Here is a 19,805-nt window from a genome sequence, read left to right as displayed (position 1 = left end):
GGGCGACAGCCTGTCAGGCCACCAGCGCCGTGATCAGCAGGATGACGGGAACCGACGCGAGAGTGCTCACGAAGACGGCGTCGCGGGCCAGCAGGGTGGCCCGGTCGTAGCGGGCCGAGATGACGTAGACGTTCTGGGCGGCCGGCAGCGCGGACAGCACGGTCACCGCGAGCAGGGCCGGGGTGTCCAGGTCGAGCAGGAACCGGCCGACGACGTACGCCGCCGTCGGCTGGACGACCATCTTCAGCGCGGTCACCGCGGCCAGCACCCGCGCCGGGACGCCGCGGCCGGGGAGCGGACCGAGCCGCAGCGCGACGCCGTACGCGATGAGCATGGAGGGGACGGCCATCCCGCCGACCAGCTCCAGCGGGTCGTGAATGACCCCGGGCAGCCGGATGCCGGTGATCGTCAGGCCCAGGCCGATCAGGGTGGCGATGGTGATCGGGTTGGTGAACGGCCGCTTCAGCACCTTGCCGACCGAGATCCGCTCGCCCGCGCGGTCGGCGTCGAGCAGCGTCAGCGCGAGCGGCTGGAGCAGCAGCATCTGCAGGAGCAGCACGGGGGCGACCAGGCTGGCGTCGCCGAGGACGTAGGCGGCGATCGGGAGGCCGAGGTTGCCCGCGTTCTGGTACGACGCCGCCATCGCCGTGATGACGGTGTCGCCCAGCCCGCGGCGCCGCCACCGGGCGACCAGGACGACGGGCAGCGCGCTCGCGAGCACGCCCGCGCTCATCGCGACCAGGTTGCCGGAGAAGACCCCGCCGAGGTCGGTGTCCTCGAGGACCGTGATCAGCAGGGCCGGGCTGGCGACGAAGAGCGCCAGCGTCGCCAGCGTGCGCCGGCCCGCGTCGTCGATGACCTTCAGGTGGGCCAGCAGGATGCCGAGGCCGATGAGGATCGCGATCGTCGCGAACCCCTCGAAGACCCCTGTCACCCTCCCGACCCTACGGAGCGACCCGGGTCACACCGTCGGCGGCCGTGCGACGACCCGCGTGGCCCGGCCCGCAACCGGCGCAATTGCGCCGGTCGCGGGAGATGAGAGGACTCTTGGCCCCCCCAACAGCGCACTTGCGCTGTTGGGGGGCCCGTCACACCGTGGTCAGGTTGCCCTCGGCGTCGGTGGTGAAGAGCTGGACGCCGTCGGTGACCTCGGCGGCGTCGGCGCGCAGCGCGACGGCGATCTTGTTCGCGGCGTTGCGGGCGACGTCCAGGACCACCTCGACGACCTGGGCGTCGGAGAGGTGCGCGCGGGCGGCGGCCACGACGTCGGCCGGGACGTCGTACGGCGTCCAGATCGTCGCGTCGGTCAGCCCGAAGGCGGCCTTCGCGGCCGCCGGGAGGTCGCTGTCGGACCACCGGTCGACCGCGTCGAAGGTCGCCTCGGAGGCGCCCGCGTCGAGCGCAGCGACGCTGCGCCGCGAGCGGCAGACCCGGCAGTCGTGCTGCCGGGCACCGCGCAGCCGGACCAGCTCGGTGGTGACCGGGTCGAGCGCGTCGAGCCGGGCCACCTCCCGCATGAAGGCGTCGAGCAGCGGCCACAGGTCGGCCACCTCGACGGCCGGCGGCTCCGGCCAGCCGGCCGGGCCCAGCACCGCGTCGACCACCGCACGCACCCGCGGCCAGACGTCGCCGACGTAGACCCGCTGGACCGCCGCGAACGCCGACGGCCCCGTCGCGGCCAGGAACGCCGCCCGCTGCGCGTCGTCGATCACCGACACGTCCACCGCGAACTGCTCGGCGAACGCGACCACGGCCGGGGCGGCCACGTCGTACGACGGCGCCACCCGGGCGCCCGCGACCGCGACGTAGGCCGCCGCGGCCCCGGGCGCGTGCCGGTCGAGGTGCTCCATCCCGGCGACGCTAGAGCAGATCGGGCTAGTAGGACTTGGGCAGTCCCAGCGAGTGCATCGCCACGAAGTTGAGGATCATCTCGCGGCTGACCGGGGCGATCCGGCCGGCCCGGGTGGCGACCAGCAGGCCGGCCATGCCGTACTCCTGGGTGATCCCGTTGCCGCCGTGGGTCTGCACGGCCGCGTCGGCGGCGTGACACGCGGCCTCGGCGGCGGCGTACTTGGCCATGTTGGCCGCCTCGCCGGCCCCGATGTCGTCGCCGGCGTCGTAGAGCGCGGCCGCCTTCTGGGTCATCAGCCGGGCCAGCTCGTTCTCGATGTGGGCCTGGGCGAGCGGGTGCGCGACGGCCTGGTGCGAGCCGATGGGTGCCTTGAACACCGTCCGCTCCTTCGCGTACGACGCCGCCTTGTCCAGCGCGAAGCGGGCCAGGCCGGTCGAGAACGACGCCGCCATGATCCGCTCCGGGTTGAGCCCGGCGAACAGCTGCACGAGCCCGCCGTCCTCGTCGCCCACCAGCGCGTCCGCGGGCAGCCGGACGTCGTCGATGAAGACCTGGAACTGCAGCTCGGGGCTGACGATCTCCATCGGGATCGGCTTCGCCTCGAAGCCGGCCGCGTCGGTCGGGACGACGAACAGGCAGGGCTTCAGCTTGCCCGTCCGGGCGTCCTCGGTGCGCGCGACGACGAGGACGTTCTCCGCCTCGTCGACCCCGGAGATGTAGATCTTGCGCCCGTTGAGCACCCAGCCGTCACCGTCCTTGCGGGCGGTGGTGGTGATGTTGTGGGAGTTGGTGCCGGCGTCCGGCTCGGTGATCGCGAAGGCCATCGTCCCGGTGCCGTCGCAGATGCCGGGCAGCCAGCGCTGCTTCTGCTCAGACGTGCCGTAGCGGCTGATGATCGTGCCGCAGATCGCCGGGCTGACAACCATGAGCAGCAGCGGGCAGCCCTGCGCCGAGAGCTCCTCGCAGACCGCGGCGATGTCGCCGATCCCGCCGCCGCCCCCGCCGTACTCCTCGGGGATGTTGATGCCGAGGTAGCCGTTCTTCCCGATCTCGAGCCACAGGTCGGTGGTCTTCTCGCCGGCGCGCGCCTTCTCGGTGAACCAGTCGCGGCCGTACTTGCCGGCCAGCCGCGCCACCTGCTTGCGCAGCTCCTGGCGCTCCTCGGACTCGTTGAACGTGCTCACGCTGTCTCCTCCACCACGGCCAGTACCTCCCCGGCCGCGACCTGCGACCCGGCTTCCACGCTGATCTCCGCGACCGTGCCGGCGTGCGGCGCGCTCACGGTGTGCTGCATCTTCATGGCCTCCAGGACCAGGACCGGCTGGCCGGCCTCCACCTGCTGGCCCGCCTCCACCGCGACCTGCACGACCGTGCCCGGCATCGGCGCGAGCAGGCTCCCGCTGGCCACGGCGTCGGCCGGGTCGGTGAACCGCGGCACCCGGCGCAGGGCCAGGTGGCCGCCGGGCCAGTCGACGTCGACCCGGTCCCCCGCCACCGTCACGTCGTACGACGTCCGCAGGCCGTCCTGCCCGAGGGTCACCCGGTCGGCCGCGACCGCGACGACCTCGACCCCGTCGACCCGGTAGCCGGAGCGTCCGCCCCACCACTCGACCGTCCCGCTCTCGAACTCGGTGCGCTGCGGCTGCGACGGCACGTTCCGCCAGGCGACGGGGAGGCCGCGCTGGACCGTGCGTGCCGCGTCGGCCCGCTCCGCGAGGGCGAGCGCCGCCGCGGTCATCGGTCCGGTGCTGTCCTCCGGCTCGCCGGCGGCCGGCGCGGGGAGCTCGGCGAGGAAGGCGGTGCTGACCTCGCCGGCCAGGAAGCCCGGGTCGGCGAGCGCGGCCAGCAGCTGGTCGCGGTTGGTCGTCAGGCCGTGGATGCGCGCCCGGCGCAGCGCGCCAGCCAGCTTCCGTGCGGCCTGCTCGCGGGTCGGTGCGTGCGCGACCACCTTGGCCAGCATCGCGTCGTAGTGGGTGCTCACGGTCGAGCCCGACTCGAAGCCGGCGTCCACGCGCAGGCCGTCACCCGTCGGGAGCTCGAAGGCGGTGAGCAGGCCGCTCTGCGGCTGGTAGTCCGCCGCCGGGTCCTCGGCGTAGAGCCGCACCTCGATCGCGTGCCCGGTCGGCCCGGTCGACGGGTCGGTCACGACCCCGCCCTCGGCCACCGCGAGCTGCAGCTCCACCAGGTCGACGCCGTGCACCAGCTCGGTGACCGGGTGCTCGACCTGGAGCCGGGTGTTCATCTCCAGGAAGAAGAACGTGTCGCGCGCGGCGTCGTACAGGAACTCGACGGTGCCGGCGCCCAGGTAGTCGATCGCCGCGGCCGCGGCCCGGCCGGCGTCGTGCAGGGCCTCGCGGGTCGGGTCGGAGAGGCCCGGGGCCGGCGACTCCTCGACCACCTTCTGGTGCCGGCGCTGCAGCGAGCAGTCGCGCTCGCCGAGCACGATGACGCCGTCGGGCGTGCCGAGCACCTGGACCTCGACGTGCCGGCCGCGCTCGACGTACGGCTCGACGAACACGGTGTCGTCGCCGAACGCCGACGCCGCCTCGGCCCGCGCCCGCTCCAGCTCGCCCGGCAGCTCGGCCAGCGTGCGGACGATGCGCATCCCGCGGCCGCCACCACCCGCGGACGCCTTCACGATCAGCGGGAGGTCGGCCTCGGTCGGCTCGTCGGGCGCCTCGAGCACGGGTACGCCGGCCGTCGCCATGATCCGCTTGGCGGCGATCTTGGAGCCCATCGCGTCGATCGCGTCGGGGTGCGGACCGACCCAGGTCAGCCCGACCGCCTGCACGGCCCGCGCGAAGTCGGCGTTCTCCGACAGGAAGCCGTAGCCGGGGTGGATCGCGTCCGCGCCCGCCCGCTTGGCCGCCTCGACGACCAGGTCGGTGCGCAGGTAGGTGTCCGCCGGCGTGCTGCCCGGCAGGCGTACGGCGTGGTCGGCCTCCCGCACGTAGGGCAGGTCGGCGTCCGCGTCGGAGTGGAGGGCCACGGTCTCGATGCCCAGCCGCCGGCAGGTGCGGAACACCCGGCTCGCGATCTCGGCCCGGTTGGCCACCAACAGTCGTCTGATCACGACCCACCCTTCTCGGTCGGTTCGGGGGTGAAGATCATGGGCGGAACACCCCGAATCGGTCGGTGCCGACGATCGGCTTGTTCTCGATGACGGACAGGCACAGGCCCAGGACGGTCCGGGTGTCGCGCGGGTCGATGACGCCGTCGTCGTAGAGCATCCCGGAGAGGAAGTGCGGCAGCGACTGCTCCTCGACCGACTGCTCGATGAAGGCGCGCATGCCGGCGTCGGCCTCCTCGTCGTACTCCTTGCCGCGCGACTCGGCGGCCGCGCGGGCGACGATCGAGAGGACGCCGGCGAGCTGCGCCGGGCCCATCACCGCCGACTTGGCCGAGGGCCAGGTGAAGAGGAAGCGGGGGTCGAAGGCCCGGCCGTTCATGCCGTAGTTGCCGGCGCCGTACGACGCTCCCATGACCACGGTCAGGTGCGGCACGGTGGAGTTGCTGATCGCGTTGATCATCATCGCGCCGTGCTTGATGATCCCGCCCTGCTCGTACTCCCGGCCGACCATGTAGCCGGTGGTGTTGTGCAGGAACAGCAGCGGGGTGTCGGTCTGGTTGGCCAGCTGCACGAACTGGGCGGCCTTCTGCGCCTCCTGGCTGAACAGCACCCCCTGCGCGTTGGCCAGGATCCCGACCGGCCGGCCGTGGATCCGCGCCCAGCCGGTGACCAGCGAGGTGCCGTAGAGCGGCTTGAACTCGTCGAACGCGACCCCGTTCGTCGCGCTCACCCCGTCGGCGATCCGGGCGATCACCTCCCGCGGGTCGAACGGCTCCTTCAGGTCGGCCGGCACCAGGTCGAGCAGCTCCTCGGGGTCGGCGTCCGGCTCGGCGTACTCCCTCTCGGTGGTCGAGTAGCGAGCGCCAGCGAGCGTATCGAGACCCTTGCGCCAGTTCAGCCGGGCGATGATCCGCCGACCGATCCGGATCGCGTCCCGCTCGTCCTCGGCCAGGTAGTCGGCCAGTCCGGACGTGCGCGCGTGCATCTCGGCGCCACCGAGCGACTCGTCGTCGGACTCCTCGCCGGTCGCCATCTTCACCAGCGGCGGACCGCCGAGGAACACCTTGGCCTGGTCGCGGACCAGCACCGTGTAGTCGGACATGCCGGGCACGTAGGCGCCGCCGGCGGTGGAGTTGCCGAAGACCAGCGCGACGGTCGGCTCCTTGCGCGCGCTGGCCCGGGTCAGGTCGCGGAAGAGCTTCCCGCCCGGGATGAAGATCTCCTTCTGGGTCGGCAGGTCGGCGCCGCCGGACTCGACCAGCGAGATCGTGGGCAGCCCGTTCTCCTCGGCGATCTGGGCGGCCCGGAAGATCTTCTTGACCGTCCACGGGTTGCTCGCCCCGCCCTTCACGGTCGGGTCGTTGGCGGTGATCAGGCACTCCACGCCCTCGACCACGCCGATGCCCGTGACCACGCTCGCCCCGACCGTGAAGTCGGAGCCCCACCCGGCCAGCGGGCTCAGCTCCAGGAACGCCGACCCCTCGTCGACCAGCAGCTCGATCCGCTCGCGCGGCAGCAGCTTCCCGCGCGCGCGATGGCGCTCGGCGTACCGCTCGCCCCCGCCCGCCACCGCCTTCGCGTGCTCGGCGTCCAGGTCGGCCAGCTTCTCCAGCATCGCCTCACGGTTGGCGGTCATCGCGCACCTCCCTGATCGGTGGTTGAGGAGGGACGAAGTCCCGTCTCGAAACCCGGTGAGCCGGGGGACGACGTCGATCCAGGTCGACTGTCAGGTGCCGGGGTTTCGAGACGGTCGCTGCGCGACCTCCTCAACCACCGGGGGACGGTCTTCATGACGCGTAGCCCAACAGCTTGGCGGCGAGATCGGTCAGCACCTCGGTCGCTCCCCCTCCGATCGGCAGGATCCGGGCGTCGCGGTAGTGCCGCTCCACCTCGGTCCCGTGCAGGTAGCCGGTCCCGCCGTGCAGCTGGACGGCCTGGTCGCAGACGTACGTCGCCGTGTCGCAGGCGGTCTGCTTGGCCAGGCAGACCTCGGCGATCACGTTCTCCCCGGCCACATGGCGCCGGGCCACCTCGCGGGTGTAGGTGCGGGCCACCTCGACCTGGCGGCGCATCTCGACGAGCTTGTGGCGCACCACCTGGTTGGCGATCAGCGGCTTCCCGAAGGTCTCCCGCTCGCGGCAGTACGACGCCGTCAGCTCCAGCGACCGGGCCGCGATGCCGTAGGCGTGCACCGCGAGGGCCAGCCGCTCTACGACGAACTGCTCGGCGATCAGGTAGAAGCCGCTGTTCTCGGCGCCGACCAGGTTCGCGGCCGGGACCCGGACGTCGGCGAAGCCGAGCTCGGCGGTGTCGGAGCAGTGCCAGCCCATCTTGGTCAGCGCGCGGTCGACGGTGAACCCGGGCGTGCCCTTCTCCACCACCAGCAGCGAGATGCCCGCGTGGCCCGGCCCTCCGGTGCGGACGGCCGTGGTCACGAAGTCGGCGCGCACGCCGCTGGTGATGAAGGTCTTGGTGCCGTTGACGACGTACTCGTCGCCCTCGCGGCGCGCGGTGGTGCGGAGGTTGGCGACGTCGGAGCCGCCGCCCGGCTCGGTGATCGCGAGCGACCCGATCGTCTCGCCGGCCAGCGTCGGGCTGACGAACCGGTCGACCAGCTCGGGCGACCCGTGGGCCGCGATGTGCGGCAGCGCGATGCCGCCGGTGAACAGCGCCGACATCAGCCCGCTCGACGCGCCCGCCTCGAACATCCCCTCCTGCAGGTCGACGGTGTCGAGGACGTCGCCGCCCTCGCCACCGACCGACTCGGGGAAGGAGACGCCGAGCAGCCCCTGCTTGGCCGCCGCCAGGTGCAGCGAACGAGGGATCTCGCCGGCGCTCTCCCAGTCGTCGAGGTACGGCGCCACCTCGCGCCGCACGAACTCGGCGCCCATCGCTTTCAACTCGCTGGTTGAGGTGCGAGCGGAGCGAGCCTCGGAACCACTCACAGCAAGTCCTCCTGGACGTGGACCATCCGGGACCGGATCCACTCGCCCAGCCCCTTCGCCTGCGGGTCGAACCGGGTCGACGCGGCGACCCCCTGCCCGAGCAATCCCCGGATCAGCACGTTGACGCCGCCGAGGTTGGGCAGCACGTAGACCTCGACGTCCAGGTCGGCCGCCTCCGGGATCAGCTCGCGGACCTTGCGCGGGCTCATCAGCTTGGTCAGCCAGCGCACCCGGTCGTCGCGGAGCAGCGACCCGTCGTTCACGACCCAGAGCCCGAGGTTGGCGTCGCCGCCCTTGTCACCCGACCGTGCGTGCACGAACGAGCCGAGCGGGACGCGACGGGTCAGCGAGTCCGCCGGGGCGGGGTACGGCGACTCGCGCAGCCCCAGGGCCGGGTCGGCGGACGAGAACTCCGTCGGGTCGGGGATCACCTCGTGCGCCCCGTCGGCGTGCACGACGGCGTGCGTCACCAGCCCGCGGTCGACGTACTCGGCGCGGTAGACGCCGTACGGCGTGGGCGCGGCGGGCGGCCCGGTCATCGTGAAGCCGGGGTACGACGCCAGCGCCAGCTCGACCGCCGCCGCGGTGAACGCCCGGCCGACCGGACCGGCCTCGGCGTCCATGACCGTGCAGCGCAGCAGGGTGGAGGCGCCCTCCTCGGTGTCCGCGTCGGCCAGCGGCAGCGCGGCCCGGCTCCAGTGCACGGTGCTCGCGGTGAGCGCGGGCGAGAGCTGCTCGCGCACCCAGTCGGCCTTGGCCTCGACGTCGAGGCCGGTGAGCACGAACTCGACGGTGTTGCGGTAGCCGCCGAGCTCGTTGACGCAGACCTTCAGCTGCTCGGGCGGGGCCTCGCCGCGCACCCGGTCCAGGCGGACCCGGTGGGGACCGTCCTGCTGCACCCGGACCGAGTCGAGGTGCACGGTGACGTCGGGGTTGAGGTAGCGGGTCGACTGGATCTCGTAGACCAGCTGGGCGGTCACGGTGTCGACGGTGACCGCGCCCCCGGTTCCGTCGTGCTTGGTGATGACGCTGGACCCGTCGGCGGCGATCTCGGCCAGCGGGAAGCCCAGCGGGGCACCGGTGTGCGGCAGCGTCCGGAAGCCGGAGAAGTTGCCGCCGGTGGCCTGGGTCCCGCACTCCAGGACGTGGCCCGCGACGACGGCGCCCGCGAGCTCGTCGTACGACGTGGGCGTCCAGCCGTGGTGCGCGACCGCCGGCCCGACGACCAGCGAGGCGTCCGTGACCCGGCCGGTGACGACGACGTCGGCACCCTCGCGGAGCGCGGCGGCGATGCCGAAGCCGCCGAGGTAGGCGTTGGCGGTCAGCGCGCCGTCGAAGGACAGTGCGCGGACGTCGTCGCCCACGACGTGGGCGACGTTCGCGTCGAGCCCGAGCCCGGTGGCGACCTCGCGGACCCGGGCGGCCAGCCCGGCCGGGTTGAGCCCGCCGGCGTTGCTGACGATCCGCACGCCGCGCTCGAGGGCGAGGCCGAGGCAGTCCTCGAGCTGGCGCAGGTGGGTCTTCGCGTAGCCCAGCGCCGGGTCGCGCACCGTGTCCTTGCCGAGGATGAGCATGGTCAGCTCGGCCAGGTAGTCGCCGGTCAGCACGTCGAGCGGCCCGCCCTCGAGCATCTCGCGCATCGCCGACATCCGGTCGCCGTAGAACCCGGAGCAGTTGCCGATCCGCAGCACGCTCATCGCGGGGCCCGCCCGTCGCCCGCGGGCCCCGCGAAGCACTGGGCGATGGTCAGCCAGTGGGCGGCGTCGTCGCCGACGGCCACCAGGTCGGTGTCGTCGCGGTGGACGCGCTGGGTGACCAGGAGGCAGAAGTCGTACGCCGAGCCGGTCACCGACTGGGCCGCGTCCTCCGGGCCCCACGACCAGGTCTCGCCGGACGGGGCGGTGAGCTGCACCCGCGGGTCCTCGGCCGGCGCGGTCTCGCCGTGGACGGAGTAGGCGAAGCCTCGGGTGCGGACGCCGAGGTGGGCGACGTGCCGGACCCGGTCGCTGCGCTCGGGCTCGATGCCGAGGGCGTCATAGACGTCGAGGGCGTGGGCCCAGGTCTCCATGAAGCGCGCGGTGGCCATCGAGGTCGCCGACATCGGCGGCCCGAACCACGGCATCCGCTCGCCCTCCGGGAACTCCCGCAGCGCCGTCGTCAGCGCGGTGCGGGCGGTGCCCCACCGGGCGAGCAGCGCGGTCGGCGCCAGCCGGGCGATCTCGTGGGCGCCCGCGTCGACGAACCCGCTCGGGTCGGCCATTCCCTGCAAGACGAGCGCGTCCCAGGCCGGCTGGTCGGTGGCCGCGACGACGGCCACCTCGTCGGTCCAGACGAGGTGCGCCACCTGGGTGGCCACGGTCCAGCCGCTGGCCGGAGTGGGCGTGGCCCAGCCGGCGTCGTCGAGGCCGGCGACGGCGCTCCAGAGGGTGTCGCCCTCCGCCCGGAGGTCCTCAAGCAGGTCGTCGAGCAGGGTCATCGGAGCTCCTTGTCGAGGACGTCGGCCCAGCGGTCGAGCACGCCGTCGCGGCGGCGCGCGTCGTCGGTGATGGTGTCGGCGAGACCGAGGCCGCGCACCAGGTCGAGGGTGGCCTGCACCAGCTCGCGTACGCCGGGCGTCGCCTCGTCGGCCCCGAGCAGCTCGACGGTCAGCCGGTGCACCTCGCGGCCCACCCGCTGCTCCAGCGGCGCGACGGCCTCCATCAGCGCGGGGTCGGTGCGCGCGGCCACCCAGAGCTCGAGCGCCGCGGTGAAGACCGGCGAGGTGAAGTGGTCGGCCAGCACCTGCAGCACCGCCCGGGTACGACGCCCGCCCGCCGGCAGCGCGCTCGCCGCGGCCGCCAGCTCCGCCCCCCGCACCTCGGTCAGGTGCTCGACCGCCGCGACGACCAGCGCGTTCTTGGTCGGGAAGTGGTGCAGCTGGGCGCCCCGGCTGACCCCGGCCCGCTCGGAGACCAGCGTGGTCGACGTCCCGCCGAAGCCGCGCTCGACCAGCAGCTCCACCGTGGCCTCCAGCAGCCGGGCCCGCATCACGCGGGTCCGCTCCTCCTGGGGCACGCGGGTGGGGGTCGGCACCCGGACAGCATCGTCCGGATCCCTACAAACAGTCAAGCCTGACTTTTATTGGGTCGGCGGTTCCTCGGTGGTTGAGGAGGGACGAAGTCCCGTCTCGAAACCCGGTGGGCCGACAGTCGGTCTCCGGGGGCCGGCTCCCGTCCGGCTGGGTTTCGAGAGGGTCGCTGCGCGACCTCCTCAACCACCGGCGCTCCACCCCGAAAGCGACTACGGTGCGGCCGTGAGCCAGCCGCCGCGCCCGCCGTACGCCGGGAATCCCTACGCCCGGCTCTTCCCCGCCGCCGCCCCGGCGTACCGCTACGCGGGCTGGGGTCGCCGCGTGGCGGCCACCCTGATCGACGGCGTCCTCGGGCTGGCCGCGTCGGTCCCCCTGATCGCCGGGTACGCGTGGGTGCTCGCCTCGCTCGAGATCCGGACGGACGGCAACACCGGCGGCACCTCGTCCCAGTACACCGGGGGTCCCGGACCGGTCGTGCTGGTGGCGCTCGGCGTGCTCGTGACCCTGGCGTTCTGGATCTGGAACACCTGCGTGCGCCAGGGTCGGACCGGCGCGACGCTCGGCAAGTCCCACCTCGGCATCCGGGTGGTGAAGGAGAGCACCGGCCGTCCGATCGGCGCCGGGCAGACCTTCGTCCGCTGTCTGGCCCACTACGTCGACAGCCTGGTCTGCTACCTCGGCTGGCTGTGGCCGCTGTGGGACGAGAAGCGGCAGACCATCGGCGACAAGATCATGAGCACGGTCGTCGTCCGCGACTGAGCGCCGTCACGACAACCGCGCCACCAGCGGCAGCCGCGAGCGGGCGGTCAGCCCGACGACCGCGGCGGTGAGCAGCGGCAGCACGACCACGATGCCGAGGATCAGCAGCCACGGGACGTCGAGGAACGGGCCGACCTGAGCCCCAGAGGGGGTGCAGGAGCCGGACCCGGTGATGACGCACGTGTCGCCTCCCATGGTCGTCAGCGGGCGTGACACGGCCATCCCTGGGACGAACCCGACCGCCGCGCCGAGCACGGCGCCGACGAAGCCGACCACCAGCGCGTACGACGCCGCCACCCCGCGACGGGTCCGCGGCGAGGCGCCGACGGCCGACAGCGTGGCCAGGTCGGGACGGGCGTCGGACAGGGCGAGGAAGGTCGCGGTGAGGGTGCCGCCCAGCATCAGCAGGGCACCCAGGCCCGCCAGCACGAGCTGGATGATCAGGGTCTCGTCGTCGGCCTGGTAGCCGCGCTCGACGTACATCTCCTGGCCGTCGGCGGTAGCGGCCAGTACCTCCCCGACGGCCTCCTCCTGGTCCTCGGTGACGTCGGCGTCGGGCAGCGCCAGGGCGACCGTGACCACGTCGAGTCCCATCCCCTCCGCAGCCGCCGGTGCCAGCACCGCGGCCGGGCCGGCACTGCCGGCCTCGATCGGGACGAGGAGCGCGGGCAGGGTCGCCGCCAGAGTCCGGCCGACCTGCTCGCCGGTCCGCCCGTCGTAGCGCCCCACCTCGACCCGGACCTCGTCGGCCTCGACGCCCTCGTCGGTGAAGGCGACCGCCCCGCCGGAGGCGAGCGTCCGCTCGGCCGCGGCGCGGACGTCCGGGTCGATGCCGAGGATCCCGGGCGGCAGCTGCTCGCCGACCAGGAGCGACGAGCCGAACGCGGAGCCGACGCTGCTCAGCAGCCAGTCGGCGTCCGCGGTGGTGACGGTGCTGCTGACCAGCTGCTCGTCGCCGAGGTCCTCCGCCAGCCCCCGCACGTCGACGAACTCGGCACCGGGGATCTCCTGCGCAACGGCTGCGCGGACCGCATCGGCGTACTGCCCGCCGAGGGTCGGCACGACGGCCATGCCCATCGGCAGGACCGGCGTGTAGGTCGCCTCGCGCTCCGCGCCGTCGCTCGCGGTCGAGATGCCGAGCGCGACGACGCCGGTCACGGTGGCCGCGACGGCGGCCACGGCCGGGACGGTGCGGGTCCGGTGCCGCGCCGCATCACGTACGGCGAACCGCAGGCTGAGCGGCAGCCGGCCCGCGAGCCGGCCCAGGAGCGCCAGCACGACGGGGACCAGCAGCACCATGCCGAGCACCGCCGGGATCGCCGCTGCGGCGATCAGCAGCTCGCCCCCGGGGCGCGCCCCGAGCACCGCGCCGACGATGCCGACGGCGAGCAGCACCACGCCGACCAGCGGTGAGCGCAGGGACGGCTTGCGGTCGCCGCGCCGACCGCCCAGCACCGCGACGACGTCCTGCCGGGACGCGAGGTGGGCCGGGACGAGCGCGGCCAGGAAGGCGCTCAGCAGACCGAAGCCCGCCACGCCGACCAGGGGCAGCCACGGCACGTCGAACGGTCCGAGCCAGGAGGAGCTGAACGACTGCGCCACCGGCACCAGGGCGGCGGCGAGACCGATCCCGAGCACGACCGCGCCGACCGAGGCCACGCCGCCGAGGACGACCGCGCTGGCCAGGACAACGCGGCGCGCCTGGGCCGGCGTTCCTCCGCTGGCCGCGACCAGGGCCAGGGTCCGCGCCTGGCGCCGCGCCCCGACGGCGAAGGACGGTCCGGCGAGCAGGACGACCTCCAGCAGCGCCATGACCACGACCAGGGCGATGATCGCGACGAAGGCGTCGTCGGTCGAGCTCTCCCAGAGCTCGACCTCGTCGGAGACCTCGGAGGCGGGCGGCGGATCGGCGATGACCGCGCGGGAGTAGGCCTGCACCCCATGCTCGTTGAGCGCACGGACCTCGTCCCAGCCCATCGGTCCGCCGCCGACCAGCCAGGTGCGGCCCTCGTCGTACGCCTCGAAGCCGAGGCTGCCGACCGGACCCGCCGCCGCCGCCTCCGAGCGCACGGTGCTGGACTCGGCGATGCCGACGACGACCGGCGCGGCGTCGGAGTCGCGCAGCCGGAGCGCGTCGCCCACGGCGTACCCCTTGTCGGCGAGTGCTCGGTTGATCACCACCTCGCCCGTGTCGCGGGGCAACCGGCCCTCGTCGAGCTCGACGAGACCGTCGGCGATCGGGTCCGTGAGGTCGACCTCGGTCACCTCGGCGTTCACGGCCCCACGGTCGGTCCTCAGCGTCGCCCAGCTGCGCCGGATCTCGATGGTCGGGCGGCCGTCGAGGGCCGCCTCCAGCCGGTCGAGGGCCGGCGCGGCGTCCCGGTCCTCCTCGAGGTTCACGCCGTCGTCGGGGTCGGGCGCCTGGGCGAGCCTCCCCACGCCCTCCTGCACCGTCACCAGCGCCGCGGCGGCACCGAGCTCACGGTCGAGACCCTCCTGCGCGTCGACCTCGGTGGTCGCGATCAGCACCGCCGCGGCCGTCACCGCCAGCACCGGCAGCGCGATCATCACCAGGACCAGCGCGCTGCGCGCCCGGGAGCGGAGCGCGCCACGCCAGGCGAGCCGCAGCGGCAGCCGCCAGCCCCTCATCGCCCCTGCCCGGCGTCGAGCAGCGCGTCGACCGGGGCGGACCCCGACTCGTCGACGACGACCCCGTCGCGCAGGAAGACCACCCGGTCGGCCCAGGCCGCGTGCCGGGCCTCGTGGGTGACCAGGACTCCGGCCGCGCCCGCGTCGCAGCGGGCGCGCAGCAGCTGGAGGATGTCCTCGCCGGTCTCGGTGTCCAGGGCGCCGGTCGGCTCGTCGGCCAGGATCAGCCGCCGCTCCCCGACCACGGCCCGGGCGATCGCGACCCGCTGGGCCTGGCCACCGGACATGTCGTCGGGGAACCGGTCGGCGAGGTGGCCGATCCCGACCTCGTCCAGCGCCAGCCGGGCGGCGGCCCGGGCCGCGCGCGGCCGCTGGCCGTCGAGCTCGAGCGGCAGCGCGACGTTCTCGGCGGCGGTGAGCGCGGGGATCAGGTTGAAGTCCTGGAAGACGTAGCCGACGGCGGTACGGCGCATCCGCGCCCGGTCCTTCAGCCCGAGCGAGCCGAGGTCGGCGCCCTCGACCGTGACCGTCCCGGAGGTCGGGCTGTCCAGCCCGCCGGCCAGCGTGAGCAGGGTCGACTTGCCGGACCCGGACGGGCCCATCACCGCGACCAGCTCGCCCGCGGCGGCCGTGAACGTGACGGACTTGAGGGCCTCGACGGCGCTCGCGCCCTCGCCGTGGACCCGGCTGACGCGGTCGAGGGTCAGCACGGCGCTCATCGGGTCGCCGCCGGACGGACGGGCCGCGGTCGTCGTACGAGCCGGAGGCGGAGCCGGGCCTGGTCGAGCCAGCGGGCCTCGGCCCGGGCGATCAGCGCGGCCTGGGTCGGCTGGAGCTCGCGGCTCATCGGGCCTCCTCCTGGACGGGAGCGGACGCCGGCGCCGCGGACTGCTCGCGGGCCGCCCGTCGCAGCCGGGACTCGCAGTGGTCGAGCCAGCGGATCTCGGCCTCCGCGGCGAAGACCAGCGAGTCGAGGACCAGGCCCCAGGCCAGGTCGACCCGCTCCGCGCCGCGCTCGCTCCGCTTGAGCCGGGTGTAGTCCTGCAGCGCCTTCATGGTCGCGGTCCGCTGCTGCTGGATCACCCGGCCGACGTCGACACCCGGGACCGTCACCGCCAGCGCCAGCTTGATCGCCAGCTCGTCGCGCGGCGGCTGGGTGCGCGCGACCGGGGTGGTGAACCAGGTCGCCACCTCACCGTGCCCGTCCTCGGTCAGCCGGTAGACCACGTGGCCCTCGTCGTCGGCCCCCGCGCCGGCCACCAGGCCGTCGCGCTCGAGCCGGGTCAGGGTCGTGTAGACCTGTCCGACGTTGAGCGGCCAGGTGCCGCCGGTGCGCTGCTCGAACTCGCTGCGGAGCTGGTAGCCGTACATCGGGCCCTGCTCGAGCAGCGCCAGGAGTGCCTGCCTGACCGACATCGTTGACCTCCACGGTCCCTAGATACTCGGTATGTATACCACGTATGCACCCGGCGGGGCAGGACGTTCGGGCACACTCGGCCCATGCCCACCACCCTGATCACCGGCGCGTCCTCCGGGCTCGGCGCCGAGATGGCCCGCCAGCTCGCAGCGACGGGCGAGGACCTCGCGCTGTGCGCCCGTCGTACCGACCGGCTGGAGGAGCTGCGGGCCGAGATCCTCGCCGCGCACCCCGACCGCCGGGTGGCGGTCCGCGCCCTCGACGTCAACGACCACGACCAGGTCTTCGAGGTCGTGCGGGCCTTCCGCGCCGACCTCGGCACCCTCGACCGGGTGGTCGTGAACGCCGGCCTCGGAAAGGGCGCCCCGCTCGGCACCGGCGGCTTCGCGGCGAACAAGGAGACCGCGACGACCAACTTCGTCTCGGCCCTGGCCCAGTGCGAGGCGGCGATGGAGGTCTTCCGCGACCAGCGCGCGGGCCACCTGGTGGTGATCTCGTCGATGTCCGCGATGCGCGGGCTGCCCAAGACGCTGACGACGTACGCCGCCTCGAAGGCCGGCATCGCCCACCTCGCGGAGGGGCTGCGGACCGAGCTGCACGGCACCGAGCTCGGCCGTACGGTGCACGTCACCGTGCTCTATCCGGGCTACATCGCCTCGGAGATGAACGAGAAGGTCGCCCAGCGCACCCCGCTGATGTCGACGACCGAGAAGGGCGTGCAGGCCATGGTCGCCGCGATCGAGAAGCGGGTCGGCTCCGCCTGCGTGCCCGCGCTCCCGTGGGCACCGCTGTCGCTGGTGATGAAGCACGCCCCGCTGCCGGTGCTGAAGCGGCTGATCTGAGCCGGACGCGCAACGGCGCCCGGGACCACGAGGTCCCGGGCGCCGCCCGTCGTACGGCGGAGCGCGCTACGGCGTGACGACCGAGACGTACGTCGGGTCCTTCGACCCGGCGTAGGTCAGGTAGCCGTAGTAGCGCGTAGCCGGGGTGAGGCCGGTCCACGAGAGCCGGAACGACGTCCGCTTGCTGGCGGTCACCGGCACCGGGTTCGGCGTGGCGGTCAGCGCCCCCTCGTCGGGGACCCCGCCGATGCCGAAGTAGCGCACCTCGTAGGGCATCGGGCTGCCGGCCGTGCCGGCCGAGAACCCGTTGACCGCGGCCAGGTAGGTGCCGGCCGGGAGCCCGGTCAGCGTGACCGCCTCGTCGGCGCTGCCGGTCGCGACCTCGGCGACCAGGGCGGCGGTGGCCGGGTCCTGGGCGCAGGACGACACCGACAGCAGGAACATGTCGAGGTCGGCGGTGTCGTCGGCCGAGTCGAGCTCGAAGCGGGCCCGGTCGGTGCCGGGCGCCACCGTGACGCACTCGTACTCGGTCGCCCGGGTGGCCACGCTGCCGGTCGACACCACGGCGGGCGTCAGCCCGGCGGTGGTGACCCGGACGCTGCCGGTGGTCCCGGCGGTGATCGGGACGTCGGCCGAGCCGGCGACGCCGCTGCCGGTGACCAGGTCGGGCGCCGTGACGGCGACCGGCTGGAGCGCGACCGGCAGCCGCACCTCGGTCGGACCGCTCAGCCGCACCGCGCCCTTGGCCCACTTGTCGAGCGGGGCGGAGGTGCGGGTGAAGGTGAACCGCACCCGGATCAGGTCGTTGGCCCGGCTGGAGCGGACCTTCTTCACGCTGGACCGGACCTTGAAGCCGGGCACCGTGCCCTTGACCCGCCACACGCCCTTCGAGGTCGCCCGGAAGGTGCGGACGAACGAGACCTTGCCGGTGACGCCGCTCTTGGCCATCGAGGGGACGTTGAGGTCCTTGGCCGCGATCGCCGGGGTGCCGGTGTCCAGACCCTGGCCGGTGATGAAGCCGCGCCAGTCCTTGCCGCTCGTCGTGACGAACAGGCCCGGCTTCAGGAGCTTCCGGGGCCGGACCTGGCCCGCGCCCTGGCCGAACCAGTCGCTCGACTTCTTGCCCTTGGCGTTGCGCGCGCTCGTGGCGGTCGTCATCATCGCCGACTTGATCTCCATCGGGGTCCAGCGCGGCTTCACGCCCTGGACGAAGGCCGCGAGGCCCGCGATGTGCGGGGCGGACATCGACGTACCGGAGTAGAGGTCGAAGCGACGGCCCTGGTTGGACGGCGGCGAGACGGCGGCGAGCACGCTCACGCCGGGAGCCGAGATGTCGGGCTTGAGGATGTCGCTGTCGTTGGCCAGCGCCGGACCGCGGGAGGAGAAGCCGCCGACCTGCGGGAGCGGCGTCTTCTTGCGGGTGGTGTTGCCCTTGTCGAAGCGGGCCCGCGCGGGCCCGTCCGCGGCGAGGTAGCGCAGCACCTTCGGCAGGTCGAGGTGGCTGATGTGCACCGTGGGTACGGCGTGGAACTCGGCGTCCAGGCTGCCCTCGGTCGGGTTGGCGAGGATCATCGCCTTGCCGCCCGAACGCTTGACCTCGGCGCTCTTGGCGGTCCGCGCCTGTACCCCGCGCAGGCAGAGCACCATGGTGCCCTTCACCTTCGCCGGGTCGAGCGTGTTCGGCCCGCACAGCGCAGCGTCCTCGGCCGCGACGCCGGCCTTGCCCGCGTCACGCGCGGAGATGAGCCGGAGGCCCTTGATGCGCCGGTTGACGACGGAGGCGCCCACGATCCTGCGGCCGTTGCCGAGCCGGACGGTGTTCTCCAGGTTGGCGTGGGTGGTCGCGGCGACAGTGGTCAGCCACGGGCTGTTGTGGGCGACCGTCGAGGCCCCCGGACCGCTGTTGCCGGCGGAGGCGCTGACGAAGACGCCGGCCTCGGCCGCGCCCTCGAAGGCCAGCTCGACGACGTCGAGGACGGTGTCGGTGGCGCCCGAGATCGAGAAGTTCAGGATGTCCGCCCCGTCGGCGACGGCGTCGTCGATGGCCGACAGGATGGCGCTGTTGTAGCAGCCGCCCGTGTCCTCGTCGGTGTCCTCCCAGCAGACCTTGTAGACCGCGAGCTTCGCGGCCGGGGCCATGCCGGAGATCGGGCCGAAGTCGCGGCCCTCGACCTTCGAGTGCCGGACCCGGTTGCCGGCGGCCGTGCTGGCCGTGTGGGTGCCGTGGCCGTCGCCGTCCCGGGTCGAGATCGACTCGTCGGGCGAGATCTCGGCGGCCGGCGTCTCCGCGAGGAAGGCCTCGGGGTAGTAGCGGGCACTGATGATCTTGGTGTTGCACAGCGAGACGGTCCAGGCCTCGCCCTTCTCGCACTCACCGGTGAAGACCTCGCCGTCGGCCTTCTCCATCCGGGTCTTCGTGCCGTCGCGAGAGATGTCCCACTTCGTCTTCGGCTTCTTCGACAGGCTCCGACCGGAGAAGGACTTCGACTCCGGCCAGATGCCGCTGTCGAGGTCGGCGATCACCACGCCGTCGCCGGCCCGCTTCATCCCACCGGCCGCGGCCCAGGCGCCCCGCTTGCCGGTCAGGCCGAGGAACTTCGGGCTGTTCCAGGTGTCGAGCTTGCGGGCCTCGTCGCGCTCGACGGCGAGCACCCGCCGGTCGGTCGCGAGGGCCAGCGCCTGCTCGCCGGTCAGCTCGGCGGAGAAGCCGTTGGTGGCGACGGTGTAGCTGGTCGCGACCTTGGCGCCGACGCCCTTCGCGAGCGCGTCCTGGCTCGTGCGCAGGTGGGCGGCGTAGCGCCGCGCGGCCGAGGTGTCGTCGCGGAAGGCCGCGCCGGGCGCGGCCTTGGTCGCGGGGATCCCCTTCGTGCCGCCGTCGTACCCGGCGACCGAGGGGTCGCGCAGGACGACGACGTACCGGCCGTCCTTGAACGTCGTCGGCTTGCCGGCGGCGACGGTCCGCCCGACGTCGGACCCGTCGGCGGCGGAGGCTGGCGCGGCGGCGAGCAGGGCAGCGACGACCGCCCCGACCGAGACGAGACCGACGAACCGGCGTGATCCTGAGCTGTGTTGGCGCACGTGCAGACTCCTGACTCTGGTGCCCGGTCGAGCGCAGGCGCGTGCGACCCCAGGGCCTCTTTACCCAAAGTGATCAGTCTTCCCTGGTCAAGAGGGGTGAGCCGGAAACCTCCGTCATCACCC

At 73.5% G+C, this 19,805-nt stretch carries 16 protein-coding genes; 2 read left to right on the top strand and 14 right to left on the bottom strand.

Annotated features, from left to right (window positions below; all coding sequences use genetic code 11):
* Positions 1–13: 13 nt before the first annotated feature.
* The 9 genes from V7S47_RS10010 to V7S47_RS09970 form a co-directional block, all read right to left on the bottom strand.
* A complete protein-coding gene (locus tag V7S47_RS10010) occupies positions 14–934 on the bottom strand; it encodes an AEC family transporter (protein WP_336561422.1) in 921 nt (306 codons plus the stop codon).
* 154 nt (positions 935–1,088) lie between these two features.
* Positions 1,089–1,850: a carboxymuconolactone decarboxylase family protein gene (locus V7S47_RS10005; protein WP_336561421.1), complete on the bottom strand. Its 762-nt coding sequence runs from the start codon at positions 1,848–1,850 to the stop codon at positions 1,089–1,091.
* Between the two features lie 25 nt (positions 1,851–1,875).
* Positions 1,876–3,036, bottom strand: coding sequence for an acyl-CoA dehydrogenase family protein (locus V7S47_RS10000; protein ID WP_336561420.1), 1,161 nt, complete (start codon positions 3,034–3,036; stop codon positions 1,876–1,878).
* Positions 3,033–4,925 (bottom strand): acetyl/propionyl/methylcrotonyl-CoA carboxylase subunit alpha, encoded by a 1,893-nt coding sequence (locus tag V7S47_RS09995; protein ID WP_336561419.1) that lies wholly within the window; start codon positions 4,923–4,925, stop codon positions 3,033–3,035. The genes V7S47_RS10000 and V7S47_RS09995 overlap by 4 nt, the downstream gene beginning before the upstream one ends.
* Before the next feature lie 34 nt (positions 4,926–4,959).
* Positions 4,960–6,558: an acyl-CoA carboxylase subunit beta gene (locus V7S47_RS09990; protein WP_336561418.1), complete on the bottom strand. Its 1,599-nt coding sequence runs from the start codon at positions 6,556–6,558 to the stop codon at positions 4,960–4,962.
* Positions 6,559–6,709: 151 nt separating this feature from the next.
* Entirely contained in the window at positions 6,710–7,813 is a 1,104-nt protein-coding gene (locus tag V7S47_RS09985; protein ID WP_336561417.1) for an acyl-CoA dehydrogenase family protein, read from the bottom strand.
* A gap of 50 nt (positions 7,814–7,863) precedes the next feature.
* Positions 7,864–9,564, bottom strand: a complete 1,701-nt coding sequence (locus V7S47_RS09980; protein ID WP_336561416.1) for an acyclic terpene utilization AtuA family protein — start codon at positions 9,562–9,564, stop codon at positions 7,864–7,866.
* The gene (locus tag V7S47_RS09975; protein ID WP_336561415.1) at positions 9,561–10,343 is read right to left on the bottom strand and encodes a TIGR03084 family metal-binding protein; all 783 of its coding nucleotides are present in this window, start codon (positions 10,341–10,343) and stop codon (positions 9,561–9,563) included. The genes V7S47_RS09980 and V7S47_RS09975 overlap by 4 nt, the downstream gene beginning before the upstream one ends.
* On the bottom strand, positions 10,340–10,939 hold the full coding sequence (locus tag V7S47_RS09970; protein ID WP_336561414.1) for a TetR/AcrR family transcriptional regulator: 600 nt from the start codon (positions 10,937–10,939) through the stop codon (positions 10,340–10,342). The genes V7S47_RS09975 and V7S47_RS09970 overlap by 4 nt, the downstream gene beginning before the upstream one ends.
* Positions 10,940–11,159: 220 nt before the next feature.
* Between V7S47_RS09970 and V7S47_RS09965 the strand changes: the two genes are divergently transcribed.
* Complete coding sequence (locus tag V7S47_RS09965) at positions 11,160–11,696, top strand: RDD family protein (protein ID WP_336561413.1); 537 nt, start codon at positions 11,160–11,162, stop codon at positions 11,694–11,696.
* A gap of 6 nt (positions 11,697–11,702) precedes the next feature.
* Here the strand turns inward: V7S47_RS09965 and V7S47_RS09960 are convergent, their stop codons facing one another.
* The 4 genes from V7S47_RS09960 to V7S47_RS09945 are packed head-to-tail and all read right to left on the bottom strand — an operon-like array spanning position 11,703 to position 15,761.
* Positions 11,703–14,345, bottom strand: coding sequence for an ABC transporter permease (locus V7S47_RS09960; RefSeq protein WP_336561412.1), 2,643 nt, complete (start codon positions 14,343–14,345; stop codon positions 11,703–11,705).
* The gene (locus tag V7S47_RS09955; protein ID WP_336561411.1) at positions 14,342–15,064 is read right to left on the bottom strand and encodes an ABC transporter ATP-binding protein; all 723 of its coding nucleotides are present in this window, start codon (positions 15,062–15,064) and stop codon (positions 14,342–14,344) included. The genes V7S47_RS09960 and V7S47_RS09955 overlap by 4 nt, the downstream gene beginning before the upstream one ends.
* Positions 15,061–15,192 carry a hypothetical protein gene (locus V7S47_RS09950; protein WP_257024110.1) on the bottom strand — a complete coding sequence of 44 codons (132 nt, stop codon included), beginning with the start codon at positions 15,190–15,192 and terminating at the stop codon, positions 15,061–15,063. The genes V7S47_RS09955 and V7S47_RS09950 overlap by 4 nt, the downstream gene beginning before the upstream one ends.
* On the bottom strand, positions 15,189–15,761 hold the full coding sequence (locus tag V7S47_RS09945; protein WP_090851087.1) for a PadR family transcriptional regulator: 573 nt from the start codon (positions 15,759–15,761) through the stop codon (positions 15,189–15,191). The genes V7S47_RS09950 and V7S47_RS09945 overlap by 4 nt, the downstream gene beginning before the upstream one ends.
* A gap of 84 nt (positions 15,762–15,845) precedes the next feature.
* Here V7S47_RS09945 and V7S47_RS09940 point away from each other — a divergent pair, with 84 nt between their 5' ends.
* A complete protein-coding gene (locus V7S47_RS09940) occupies positions 15,846–16,604 on the top strand; it encodes an SDR family oxidoreductase (protein ID WP_336561410.1) in 759 nt (252 codons plus the stop codon).
* A 66-nt stretch (positions 16,605–16,670) separates the two neighbouring features.
* On the opposite strand, the gene V7S47_RS09935 is transcribed toward V7S47_RS09940, so the two are convergent.
* Positions 16,671–19,682 (bottom strand): S8 family serine peptidase, encoded by a 3,012-nt coding sequence (locus tag V7S47_RS09935; protein WP_336561409.1) that lies wholly within the window; start codon positions 19,680–19,682, stop codon positions 16,671–16,673.
* Positions 19,683–19,805: the final 123 nt, after the last annotated feature.

Source organism: Nocardioides sp. CCNWLW216, assembly GCF_037120545.1.
Lineage (GTDB): Bacteria > Actinomycetota > Actinomycetes > Propionibacteriales > Nocardioidaceae > Nocardioides > Nocardioides lianchengensis.
Note: the sequence above shows the minus strand (reverse complement) of the source record. Positions and strands in the feature narration are given on the sequence as shown.